At 46.8% G+C, this 11,862-nt stretch carries 11 protein-coding genes; 8 read left to right on the top strand and 3 right to left on the bottom strand.

The features are described from left to right. Positions 1-7 precede the first annotated feature (7 nt). Genes NBH06_RS02850 through porQ form a run of 3 tightly spaced genes read right to left on the bottom strand, consistent with a single transcriptional unit; the run spans position 8 to position 2,671 of the window. A complete protein-coding gene (locus NBH06_RS02850; protein ID WP_250792682.1) occupies positions 8-895 on the bottom strand; it encodes a 4-hydroxy-3-methylbut-2-enyl diphosphate reductase in 888 nt (295 codons plus the stop codon). 30 nt (positions 896-925) lie between these two features. After that, the gene (gene cmk, locus NBH06_RS02845) at positions 926-1,633 is read right to left on the bottom strand and encodes a (d)CMP kinase (protein ID WP_250792679.1); all 708 of its coding nucleotides are present in this window, start codon (positions 1,631-1,633) and stop codon (positions 926-928) included. Positions 1,634-1,639: 6 nt separating this feature from the next. Further along, a complete protein-coding gene (porQ, locus tag NBH06_RS02840) occupies positions 1,640-2,671 on the bottom strand; it encodes a type IX secretion system protein PorQ (RefSeq protein ID WP_250792677.1) in 1,032 nt (343 codons plus the stop codon). 249 nt (positions 2,672-2,920) lie between these two features. Here porQ and NBH06_RS02835 point away from each other — a divergent pair, with 249 nt between their 5' ends. The 8 genes from NBH06_RS02835 to NBH06_RS02800 all read left to right on the top strand — a co-directional run bounded on the left by NBH06_RS02835 (position 2,921) and on the right by NBH06_RS02800 (position 11,566). Then, positions 2,921-3,895, top strand: a complete 975-nt coding sequence (locus tag NBH06_RS02835) for a polyprenyl synthetase family protein (RefSeq protein WP_250792675.1) — start codon at positions 2,921-2,923, stop codon at positions 3,893-3,895. A gap of 15 nt (positions 3,896-3,910) precedes the next feature. Next, the gene (locus tag NBH06_RS02830; RefSeq protein ID WP_008861254.1) at positions 3,911-4,615 is read left to right on the top strand and encodes a hypothetical protein; all 705 of its coding nucleotides are present in this window, start codon (positions 3,911-3,913) and stop codon (positions 4,613-4,615) included. Then, positions 4,608-5,375 carry a TatD family hydrolase gene (locus NBH06_RS02825; RefSeq protein ID WP_250792673.1) on the top strand — a complete coding sequence of 256 codons (768 nt, stop codon included), beginning with the start codon at positions 4,608-4,610 and terminating at the stop codon, positions 5,373-5,375. The genes NBH06_RS02830 and NBH06_RS02825 overlap by 8 nt, the downstream gene beginning before the upstream one ends. A 206-nt stretch (positions 5,376-5,581) precedes the next feature. After that, positions 5,582-8,938: a DUF6443 domain-containing protein gene (locus NBH06_RS02820; RefSeq protein WP_250792671.1), complete on the top strand. Its 3,357-nt coding sequence runs from the start codon at positions 5,582-5,584 to the stop codon at positions 8,936-8,938. 6 nt (positions 8,939-8,944) lie between these two features. Next, a complete protein-coding gene (locus NBH06_RS02815) occupies positions 8,945-9,433 on the top strand; it encodes a hypothetical protein (protein ID WP_250792669.1) in 489 nt (162 codons plus the stop codon). 137 nt (positions 9,434-9,570) lie between these two features. Then, on the top strand, positions 9,571-10,032 hold the full coding sequence (locus tag NBH06_RS02810; protein ID WP_008861251.1) for a hypothetical protein: 462 nt from the start codon (positions 9,571-9,573) through the stop codon (positions 10,030-10,032). A gap of 475 nt (positions 10,033-10,507) precedes the next feature. Further along, positions 10,508-11,011 carry a hypothetical protein gene (locus tag NBH06_RS02805; RefSeq protein ID WP_250792667.1) on the top strand — a complete coding sequence of 168 codons (504 nt, stop codon included), beginning with the start codon at positions 10,508-10,510 and terminating at the stop codon, positions 11,009-11,011. Between the two features lie 33 nt (positions 11,012-11,044). After that, positions 11,045-11,566, top strand: a complete 522-nt coding sequence (locus tag NBH06_RS02800; RefSeq protein WP_250792665.1) for a hypothetical protein — start codon at positions 11,045-11,047, stop codon at positions 11,564-11,566. Positions 11,567-11,862: the final 296 nt, after the last annotated feature.

Here is an 11,862-nt window from a genome sequence, read left to right as displayed (position 1 = left end):
CGGTCGGTCATCGGGTGGCGGTAGAGCCGGTCGTTTCCAATAACCGGGTTATGTATTCTTGGACTTCGGTCATGAGCCAGCGGGGGGTGGAGGTAGCTCCGCAGATACCTATGCTCTCTTTTCCTTCGAGCCATGTGGGGTCTATTTCACTGATGTCGGAAACGAGTCGGGATTGGGGATTGACTTGCAGGCATTCTCCGAAAAGCACCCGTCCGTTGGAGCTCTTTTTCCCGCAAACGAACAGGATAAGGTCGTGTCGGCGTGCAAACTCCCTGATATTGGGAATGCGGTTGGCGACTTGCCGACAGATGGTGTCGAACGATTCGAATTGTCCGTCGGGTTTCAGCTGTTTTATCTCGTCGACGATGTGGCGGAAGCCTTCTACCGACTTGGTTGTCTGGGAATAGAGCAACAGTTTTTTGCGGAGGTCTATCTTGTCGAGGTCTTTGTCCCCCTCGATGACGACGGCTTTGCCGTGGGTCTGTCCCACCAGTCCGTTGACTTCGGCGTGTCCGGTTTTGCCGTAGATAACGATTTGCGCCTCTCCGGGAGGGTTGGAATCGTATGCGGTTTTGATTTTACGTTGCAGTTGCAACACGACGGGGCAGGTGGCATCGATGATTTCGATGTTGTTCTCGGCGGCGATTCGGTAGGTTTCGGGAGGTTCGCCGTGGGCTCGCAGCAATACTTTCACGTCGTGCAACTGTTTGAGTTGCCCGTGGTCTATGGTGATGAGCCCTTTGGCTTTGAGTCGTTCCACCTCGTTGCTGTTGTGTACGATGTCGCCGAGGCAGTAGAGCCGTCCGGTGCGGTCGAGTTCTTCTTCGGCTTTGCGGATAGCCGTGACTACACCGAAGCAGAAACCCGAATGTTCGTCTATTTCTATGCGTGCCATAACCTGTCTCCTTTCTACCTTTGCGGGTGATTATCGAAGTTTGTCGACGGTTTCTCTGTACCGGGTCATGAGCCATGCGTCCTGCTCGGCGATTGTCATGTGGGAATTGTCGAGCTCTATGGCATCTTCGGCTTTGCGCAAAGGGCTTTCTTTACGGGTCTGGTCGATGAGGTCGCGTTTGTTGATGTTGGCGACCACTTCGTCGAAATCGACATCGATACCTTTCGCCCTCAGTTCGTCGACGCGTCGTTGTGCCCGGGTCTCCGCCGAGGCCGTGACGAATATTTTCAGTTCGGCATGTGGGAATACGGTCGTGCCTATATCGCGTCCGTCCATGACGATGCCTTTCCGTTCGCCCATTTTTTGCTGTGCGGCGACCATCGCCGTGCGCACGAAAGGTATGGCACTAACGGGGCTTACCTTATCGGATACTCGCATGGAGCGAATTTCACGCTCTACGTCGATTCCGTTTAGAAATGTGTGTGTCATACCCGTTTCGGGATCGGGGCGGAAATCGATTTGAATGTCGTCCATGAGGGACCTCAGCGTATCGGTATCGACCGTGTCGCCGTCGATGAGACCGTGGTCGAGGCAGTAGAGGGTGACGGCGCGGTACATTGCGCCACTGTCGATATAAATGTAGCCTATGTTCCGGGCAAGAGCTTTCGCCATCGTACTTTTCCCACACGACGAGAAGCCGTCGACGGCGATGATTATCCGAGGTTCAGGTTTATTCATAAGCGTTTATTTTTTGAATTCGAAAAGATTGGTCGAGAGGTTGACCATGAGCGTGGTCGCTCCCGTGTGTTGTTGTGCGAGGGCGACACCTATGCCGAACATGCGGACTTTGATTCCACCGCCTATGCTGAATCCGGAGAGAAAGTTACGGTGAGCGGTGCGCATGTCGGTGCGGGTTTTGTAGTTGTACCCCACTCCTATGTAAATGCGGTCGGTGGGAAGGAACTCCACGCCGAAAATGAGGTGGCGGAAAAGGTTGTCCACGAATCCGCTTTTTTCGACGATTTCGTCGCTCCCGGTGTAAGAGCTGCTTTCGATGGCGGGATAGGGAAGTTTCCACCTTGTGAGGTTACGAGCGGTGACCGACACCCGTATGGGCGCATGTTCGAGGCTTTGCGTATAGCCTATCTGCAAATCGAACGGCATGCGTTCGAATGTGTCGTTGTAACGTTTGATTTGTCCACCCAGATTGCGTGCTACCAGCGAGAGCGAGAGGTCGTTGTCTGCGTTGTAGTAGTTGAGGCCGAGATCGACGGCAAGCGCCCAAGAGGTGTATTGTTCGTAGGAGGAGTAGATGACTTTGGCATTGACTCCGCCCCGCAAGGTCGTGGTGATGTCGTGGGCGTAGATACCGTTGAAAACGATGTCTTTGGGTGAAAATTCACCGGTGATCACGCCGGTTTCGTCGGCACTTTTCATTTTGCCGTACCCGTAGTATTGTATGCCGGCCGCCCATGCTCCCCGTTCTCCGGCCGCCTTTCCGAAAGTGGCTCCTGCCAGATTGATTCTCCCGACGTATTTCATGTAGTTCAGCCCGAGTTGCAAATCCGATTCGGGTCCCATCAGAGCCGGGTTTTGATTGACGAGGTTTATATCTTCGTCGATGACGGATATATTGGTTCCTCCCAACGTATAGGCGTGGGTAGAGGTGGGGATATTGAGAAAGTCGAACGAGCTTTTCCCCTCTTGTCCCCTCCCGGCGAAGCATGTAGTGACAGTCGCCAGAAGAACCGTTATATATCGAAACGTATGTGTCATAATTGTTTTCGGGTTTCAAAGATAGCCAAAATTCCCGGTCGGCAGAAGGTCGCGTGATTGAATTTTGCTTTCGGCAGAATGGTTCCCGATGATTTATTAACGGGAAAAAGGGCAATAAAGTATGTGGCGGAACGAGTTTGTATCGGAACTTTATTCGTATTATATTGTGAGTTATGTTTGCTCGGCTCGATGGAAATCGTTAATTTTGAACTCTGTTCTATGTAAAACATAAAAATTTTCAAGTAGTTTATGGAAAAACTGCAAAGATATTTCGATGCGATAGAAGCTGAACTTTCGAAGATAGAATATGCCGCCGAACCCGATGGATTGTATGCTCCCGTGCGTTATGAGTTGTCGTTGGGCGGTAAGCGCGTGAGGCCTTTGTTGACGCTGCTTGCCTGCGAGATGTTTGCGGGCGATTATCGTCGGGCATTGAATGCGGCGGTGGGGTTGGAAGTGTTTCACAACTTCACGCTGTTGCATGACGATGTGATGGACAAAGCCGACGTGCGCCGTGGTAAACCTACGGTGCATAAGGTGTGGGACGAGAATACGGCCATACTTTCGGGCGATGCCATGGAGATCATCGCTTTCCGTTATATCGCCCGCACGGAAGCTCCGCACACGGGGGCTGTCGTCGAGTTGTTCCTGAAAACGGCTCTTGAAATTTGCGAGGGTCAGCAATACGACATGGAATTCGAGCGTCGGGACGATGTGACCGAGGCGGAATATATCGAGATGATTCGCCTGAAAACAGCCGTGCTGTTGGGGGGGGCGTTGAAGATAGGGGCGATTATAGGCGGAGCGAGCGAGACGGATGCGGATTGTATCTACCGTTTCGGCGAGTCTTTGGGGCTGGCGTTCCAGTTGCAGGACGATTGGTTGGACGTGTATGGCGACCCTGCCCGTTTCGGGAAAAAGATAGGAGGCGATATTCTGAATAACAAGAAAACGTATATGCTCATCAATGCCCGGCAACGGGTCGAAGGGAAAGATGCCGAGGAGTTGTCCCGCTGGTTGGGCGCGGCCGAATACGATCCTTCCGAGAAGATAGCTGCTGTGACGGCGTTGTACGACCGTGCCGGTGCGGGCGATTTGTGCCTGCGGCAGGTCGACGAATACAGTCGTCGGGCGATAGAGGCTTTGCTGCAAATCGGGGTGGACGAAGCGGCGAAGCAGCCTTTATACGATTTGGCGAATTCATTGATAAAACGAGATCACTAAAATTTTTCAGAAACAATGCCTTACCGCCGGTTACCGAATACAGACAAAGCCCGCCTTACCGCTCTCGAAAAAGCGGTGGCGATGGAGCACGAGTGCGATGTGGACAAGCAGGCGGCTTCGTATAAAACGCTGAACGAGGCCCGCGCACTTTTGAGACGCTTCAAAAGTGCCGTCGGGCAGTTCCAGTATTGCTATACGGCTCAGGCCGAGGCCAACCGACAATATCAGTCGCATTTGAAGACGGCCCGGTTGTACATCTCGCATTTCATACAGGTGCTTAATTTGGCAGTGTTGCGTAACGAGGTGCGCAAGGAACACAAATTGTTTTACGGGCTCGACCCCGAAGATTTTGCCGTGCCCGAGCTGACCGGCGAGAAGCACATTCTCGTTTGGGGAGAACGTCTCATCGAGGGGGAACGCGAACGGGTGTCGCACGGGGGTGCGCCTATTTATAACCCTACGATCGCGAAAGTGACCGTGCATTACGATATTTTCAAGGAAGCCTATCGGGAACAACAGAATTATAAACTGAATACGACTCGTTCCCAGTCGGGGTTGGATGCCTTGCGCGAGGAGGCGGACCGGATTATCTTGGATTTGTGGAATCAGGTGGAAACGTATTACGCCGATCTCCCTGCCGAAATACGTTTGAACCGTTGCCGGGCTTACGGCGTAGTATATTATTACCGCAGTGGAGAAAAGCGACCCGAAGATGATTGATACTCACACGCATATTTATCTGGAAGAGTTTGACGAAGACCGTGTCGAGGTGGTGCGCCGCGCCCGTGAAGCGGGAGTCGAACGGGTGATATTGCCCAATGTCGATTTCGACACGGTGCAAGCCATGCATGCCACGAACGATTTGTTTCCCGGTTATTGCCGTATGGCGATAGGGCTACACCCCACGTCGGTGGAGGACGATTATCGGGAGCGGCTTGGACAGGTGAGAGAGCTGCTTTTCTCCGGGGAGTATTGCGCCGTGGGCGAGATAGGGCTCGATTTGTATTGGGACAAGACCTATGCCGAGGAGCAGAAAGAGGCTTTCGTGGTGCAGACGGGGTGGGCGGCAGAGTCGGGTTTGCCGGTGATTATTCATTGCCGGGAGGCATTCGACGAAATATTGGCTCTGTTGCAGTCGGGCAGAGTGCCGGCATTCCGAGGGGTGTTCCACAGTTTCACGGGGTCGGCCGAACAGGTGCGTCTGCTGAGGGGAACCGGTGACTATTATTTCGGGATAAACGGCATCGTTACTTTCAAGAACGCTCATCTTGAAGATATGGTACGAGAAGTGGGCATCGGGCGTATATTGCTCGAAACCGATGCCCCGTATTTGGCTCCCGTGCCTTATCGGGGCAAACGGAACGAACCTTCGTATTTGCCTTATATGGCGAAGCGAATAGCCGAAATTCTGGATATTACGACTGCCGAGGTGGAGGAGGCTACCTCGGCCAATGCTGTGCGATTGTTCGGAGAAGGGTGATTCCCGGATAATGGGAAGAGTCGGCTTTCATGCTATGCATAGGGGGAATGTGTTTCATGGGGCTTTCCTCGAAAATAATTCCCGAATTTTGTTTGAAGAGGGTTAAAACAGTCGTTTGGAGCCGAGGCATGAAAAAAAGGCGTGAAATATTTGGGGAAATGTAAAAAAAAGCATAAATTTACGGAGAGACACAAAATCACGATACTATGAAAAGACCCCTCCGCTTTTCAATGAGTTTGTCTATACTCTTTTTGTCGCCCATGTCGGCGATAGTGTCGGCTGCCGTCGATATTCCTTTGAGTTTGTCGTCTGAAAAAAATTATATCGTGGAGGTCGTTCTTCCCGGCGGCAGTACGTCAGCGAATATAGAGGACGGCCGGATAACTGCCGAAGGGGCTTCGCAGGCGCTTGCGACCGTGGTCTATTATGACGGGCTGGGTCGTCCCGAACAGACTGCCCGAGTGGGTTTCACGGCAACGGGCGCCGACCTGCTGTCCACAGTCGGTTACGACGAGGCCGGGAGAGAATATCGTCAAGGGCTTCCCACACCCGTATCGGGGAACAACGGCTGTTATGTGAATCCTTCTACATACGGGCAGACGGCTCAAAGTTATTATGGAGACACATATCTCTATCGGGAGACTTTGTACGAAAACTCACCGTTGAGCCGGACAGTCGGTGTGAAAAATCCCGGAGCTGTTTGGAACGCTCACCCGAAGACTGCTGCATATCGGTGCAATACGGCAGGAGAGGTCGTTCTTTTCCGAATTTCGTCCGATGGGGTACAACGAGTGGGGCGGTATACCCCGGGTGCTCTTTATGTTACTCGCGAAACCGACGAGGACGGAATTTGGCAAGAGAGTTTCACCGATAAATCGGGTCGAGTGGTTATGGCCCGTCAGGGAAACGGTTATGACACTTACTACATTTATGACGACCACGGCAGGCTGTGCTACGTACTGCCCCCGATGGCTGTGGACGGAATGTATAATACCGGCAATTATCCCGACAGCCACACTCTTTTGCAACAGTATGCCTATCTCTATAAATACGACGACCGGGGGAACTGCATAGGGAAGCGTTTGCCCGGTTGTAAATCGATACAGATGATTTACGATAGGGCTAATCGATTGGTCATGAGTCAGGACGGCAATCAACAGATCGGAAGCCTCTGGACCATAACCAAATATGATGCCCTCTCCCGAGTGCTGTATACTTATGAGACGGATCCGTTGCAGAGTCCACCGGACTTGTATCGGTATTGCAGGGAAAGGAGGTTTGTCGAGGAACGTGCCGATAGTTATACTGCGTGGCCGGGTATGGGTTATACCCTCAGGATTCTGCTGCCTGCCGCCAATGATTACCGGTTGCTCACGGTCAATTATTACGACGACTATTCTTTTTTGTACATCGAGGGGACGGCAGCTTCGCAGCTTGCCTATCGGAGTAAGGAGGGATATGGTGCGGCTTATTCCTCGGCCAAAGGTTTGCTGACCGGGACGCAGGTGTTCGACTTGACGGACAGGAGCAAATATGCGATTACCGTTTATTATTACGATGAATATGGCAATCCCGTGCAGACACGCACTCGGCATGTATCGGGCGATTATGAAATGACTTATGCTCAATGCGACCTTTCGGGAAATATTCTTGAATCATACACGGAACATTTGGATTCCCGGGGGCGTTTATCGGTATCGGAGTCCGTAGAAAATACTTATGACCGCTCGGGACGCCTCACCCGCACCGATTATACGGTTAACGACTCTTTGTCTACCGATTGGAGATATGAATACGACGAGTTGGGACGGATATCCGGCAAAAGTATCGACGGAGGACTGACGCATGCTAAATATCGGTATAATTTGCAGGGTTGGATCACTCGGATAGAAGATGTCGATTTCGTGCAGAATTTGTATTACGAAAGCCTTATGGGAAACTATGGGAAAGTTCGTTACAACGGAAATATATCGGCGATGAATTGGACATATCGCACCGATACCGACACGATTGTGAACGGCTATCGCTTCACTTATGATGCCCACGACCGGCTGGCTTCGGCCTATTCGGTGACGGGCAGTGATTTTTCTAGCGGCCGCTATCATGTCGAGTATGAATATGACAAGCATGGTAATATGGTAAATTTGTATCGCAATGGGGGAAGGGGCGGAATGATAGACGAGATGAACTGGTCTTATGAAGGGAATAGGGTAGTAGAGATTACCGATATGATGGGAGAACAGGGGCGATACGACATGAAAGAATATCGGGATTATAACTATAATGGACTCGATTATTTTTACGACCCCAACGGAAATATGACGGCCGACCTCGACCGGGATATTGTCGCCATACGATACAATTTGCTGAACCAGCCCGACACCGTGCAGTTCCGCAACGGGTCGGCTATCGTGAATTATTACACCGCCGACGGCAAGAGAACCGGCAGTAAATACCTCACACCACTGACAACGGTCGTTATCCCTGCGGGGCAGACCTTCGGCAGTACATCGGGGACTGCGGCCATGAGCAGTCATGTTACGGCACGTCGGGGTTCTTTGGAATATGCGGGAGCCGATTTCGAGAGCGATACCCTGATACGAATTCATAACGGCGACGGCTATTTGGATTGTTCGGAACAAGATTTCCGGTACTTCGTGCGGGATTATCAAGGGAATATCCGCACCGTCTACGGCAGTGCGCTTAAAAATTTGAAATTTATAGAAATCGACAAACCACCCCGCCACCTTGCTACCGTCCCCTTCGATTGGTTCGACAGAGGCGACATGCAGTATATCGAACTTCAAAAAACCGTCACCTACCAACGTATGCAATACTATCCTTTCGGTCTTCCTTATGAAGCCCATTACCAGCCCGAAGAGCAGCCGTACAAATACGGAGGAAAGGAGTTTATAGAGCTGCACGGCTATGACAGTTACGACTTCGATGCCCGTATGTATTATCCGGCTCTCTGCCGATTCACCACTATGGATCCTCTCTGCGAGAAATATTATTCCATCTCGCCCTATGCCTATTGTAATAATAATCCGGTGAATTATGTAGACCCGGACGGGAAATTTCTACAATTTGCCGAAAATGTTTCAAAAGAGTTCAAAGAATATTTCAAAATCGCAGTTGAATATTTGAATCAACATAATGCCGCTGGGAAAATGGCTGATCTTCATGCTTCTAATGAAACTTATTATATCGCCGAATCTTTTGATGGGCATTATTATTTCCCTGAATCAAGAACCATAAAATGGGCTCCTAAACTAGGACTTCTCACAAACGAACTCGTAGAGCTTTCTCCTTCTACTTTATTAAATCACGAAATAGATCATGCATGGAGACATGATAAAGACCCTCAAGGGCAAAGACAAGATAGAGAAAAGCCTTCTCAATATGGAAACAAAGAAGAAGAGCGTGTAATAACTGGTTATGAAAGACAGACAGCTATTGCATTAGGAGAAATAGAATCAGAACAAGTCACACGATTAGATCACGAAGGGACCCCTCACACAACTTCGGGACCTACGCAAAGAGATTGGTTTTATCAAAAATGATACATTATGAAAAGATATATAGCCTTGCTTTTTTTATTTTGTCCGTTACTTGCCTTTTCTCAAATAATATGCGAAAAAGCCGACAGTATAAAGATTAAACATTTCTCTTTTGATGTTTATACGGCATTTAACACCCCAAGGCGATTGTTTGATAATCATTTTGAAAAAGGGAAAGGTTCTTATCCCTATTTCCTTAAAAAATTATCCTATTCAGAGATCCAACAACTCTGTCAGAATCTACTGCGACTAAATGTTCTTCCCGATTCTCTGATAAAAATAAGACCGTATGATTGTATGAAAAAGACCTTAACAACAAAACGAGGGAATACCGTAGAATTAGATATAGATCCCCTTGATGTAAGAGGAAAAATTGAGATTTACTCGCAGGGTAACCTTTTAGTAATTTGGTATGACGAAAGATTTGTGGATATAGGAAATAACAGGTACTATATGTCAAATAATTTGAAGAGAATGTTAAACTTTTGGTTCGACTAATTGGGAAAGTTATGATGTAATATAAAATAAGAGGCGACGGAAATGCGACAGCTTTATTTACATATTCCGACCTACAAAATATATTTTGTAGGTCGGAATAAAAATAAAAACAGTTGTAAAACAAGCAGAAAATAATTATGAAGAAGAGGAGAACCCGTGAAGTATTATTAATGGTATTGTTCTTTTGTTTGACAAATATTGCTTTTGGTCAAATACAAACAAAAACAGATACGATATTGTGCCATAACAAGAATCTGATTATCGAGTATCCAGCAATCCACAAAATTAATGTTGTCAATTATGAAGAGGGTTATTTCAAAATAATAAATTGCGTTTTAGATTCTGCTGCAATAATAATACATTGTGGAAGTATGATAAATTTACCTTTGACAGATTTGTCGGATAAAATAATATGTAGTGAATTTGTACTGGGTAAAGATGTTCGTAGTATAAGAGGGTACTATATGACAGATAATGGAAAAAAATATTTTAGAGAAGATAATTATTTCAAATATGGTATTGCCATTGTCTATGAGCATGTAGGAGAAACAAAATTGAAATCTTATGAACATTTTTTCAATGACATAAAAATACAATAAAAACACTGCCTATGAATAGCATTCGTTTTTATTTGGTCATTTTACCTTTAATACTAACGTGTTGCAATAACATAGGCTCTAAAAAGGCAGGCAATAGCGATAACATTGTGCCGACATAACTGATACGATACGACAAGAACAATTAGATAACGGTGGAATGGAAACAGTCAAATAAGAACTGTCTTTTGAGGGAAAGAAAATATTTGGTTTTGATGTAATTAGAATGGATTTTATATAAATGATTATTAATATCTTATGTTAAGGACTTACGAAAACCGGTATGCCGAGCAGCTCGACATGGTGTATAAGGGGAACCGGCTGACGAAAGTCTCGAAAAACGGTGACCCAAATCTCGAGTATGATTTTCAAGGATATCCTTTTGGGAGTGCAGAAAGTAGATACTATTAGAATCGTTTTGCTTGTAATAGAATAATGTTTATTATGGTAATTTGTTAATATACAGGTTGCGGTGAAAATGAAATCTTTATTTTTATTGTTTTGTGTAACTGGTGTTCTTCTCTCTTGCCGGCAAACAAAGAAGGGGCAAGATTTTACCTTTCGAGAAGATGTGGCTTATATTCTTGATACGATTATTGCGTCTAATCCGAAAGGAGACGTGTATGAATTATATATCAATACAGTCGATTCGGGAAATTCAATTTTGCTATTTTATATGGGAGAAAAAGCCCCCTTGTTTCCTTTGGAATACGGGCAAACGCCATCATTATTGCAAGTGAGGATATCGCATGCGGTTGTTGATATTTACTCGGGAGTGGAAAAATATCTTTTCCAACAATCATTGAGAAAAGTTGAAACTGTTCAAAGAGGAGAGGAAGAATCGGGTCGGAATGGTTGGATTATAGAAGATAGAGCGGGAACGTTGACATGCCGTCCGTTCATTTCGGGTTATCCTTTTATAGCCCTTCCTCTTGAAAATTGTGATGAATTTTTACCTCCGGTAATAATGGAAATTGAATAAAGGTCTAGTTTTAAAATTAAAGTCGGAAATAAAATGAAAAAGCTTATTTTGGTTTGTATGTCGTGTCTATTTTTATTTTCTTGCCGACAAACAGAGAAGGTATCGGATATCACTTTTCGGGAAGATATAGCTTATATTCTCGATACGATTATAGCATCCAATCCCGAGTTGAACGTGTGTGAGTTATATATCGATAAGATAGATCCTTTTAATTCCAATTTATTGTTCTATATGGGACAAACGCCACTGTCGTTGTGGCAGTATAGTAGCACTCCCGCACTGTGGCATGTAAAAGTCGGGACGAAGCAAGTGGGTGTTTGTTCAGGAGTGGAAAAATATATACGGCAAGTTTCTGACTCGTCTTTAAAAAAGAATAGAGATTTTTCGAAAATTTCTCATGGAATGTATTGGATTATAAAAGAGCGGGGGGAGATAGATCATAGTAAAAGTGGGTTAAGTCCACACTTTATCCAAAGAATGGAATGTTATCGGGTGAAAGAGAGTGACTTTTTTGTCGAGTATATAATGCAGGAAGATTCGATATTTTCTTGGTAGAATTATTTTTATATAAAATAGATATGAAACGGTTGTTTTTTGTAATGATGACGTTAATGTTTATGTACTGTGTAGTAAAGCGGAAGGAAAGGCTATTTATATAGATTCGGGGGGGGAAATGGAGAGGTAATCGTCCATACACGACCCGACACCCTTTTCTCCAATAAGTTTCAGTGTGATTAAATTGGGCTCATCGCTAAAAGAATAGATATGGTTTGTACGACACCGGGAAGAAAGGGAGATACCCCCTTCACAGAATTGAGCGTTGGAAATTGGATTATATCAAAGTCCTGTGT

The organism is Barnesiella sp. B2-R-119 (genome assembly GCF_023656675.1).
In the GTDB taxonomy this organism is placed as follows: domain Bacteria; phylum Bacteroidota; class Bacteroidia; order Bacteroidales; family Barnesiellaceae; genus Barnesiella; species Barnesiella intestinihominis.
The sequence above is the reverse complement of the archived record's forward strand: the minus strand, read 5'-3'. Positions and strand labels throughout refer to the sequence as shown.

Coding starts and splice junctions, on each gene's coding strand:
- NBH06_RS02850 (WP_250792682.1), bottom strand. CDS start 895: ATGGCACGCATAGAAATAGACGAACATTCGGGTTTCTGCTTCGGTGTA.
- cmk (WP_250792679.1), bottom strand. CDS start 1,633: ATGAATAAACCTGAACCTCGGATAATCATCGCCGTCGACGGCTTCTCG.
- NBH06_RS02835 (WP_250792675.1), top strand. CDS start 2,921: ATGGAAAAACTGCAAAGATATTTCGATGCGATAGAAGCTGAACTTTCG.
- NBH06_RS02830 (WP_008861254.1), top strand. CDS start 3,911: ATGCCTTACCGCCGGTTACCGAATACAGACAAAGCCCGCCTTACCGCT.
- NBH06_RS02815 (WP_250792669.1), top strand. CDS start 8,945: ATGAAAAGATATATAGCCTTGCTTTTTTTATTTTGTCCGTTACTTGCC.
- NBH06_RS02805 (WP_250792667.1), top strand. CDS start 10,508: ATGAAATCTTTATTTTTATTGTTTTGTGTAACTGGTGTTCTTCTCTCT.
- NBH06_RS02820 (WP_250792671.1), top strand. CDS start 5,582: ATGAAAAGACCCCTCCGCTTTTCAATGAGTTTGTCTATACTCTTTTTG.
- NBH06_RS02810 (WP_008861251.1), top strand. CDS start 9,571: ATGAAGAAGAGGAGAACCCGTGAAGTATTATTAATGGTATTGTTCTTT.
- NBH06_RS02825 (WP_250792673.1), top strand. CDS start 4,608: ATGATTGATACTCACACGCATATTTATCTGGAAGAGTTTGACGAAGAC.
- porQ (WP_250792677.1), bottom strand. CDS start 2,671: ATGACACATACGTTTCGATATATAACGGTTCTTCTGGCGACTGTCACT.
- NBH06_RS02800 (WP_250792665.1), top strand. CDS start 11,045: ATGAAAAAGCTTATTTTGGTTTGTATGTCGTGTCTATTTTTATTTTCT.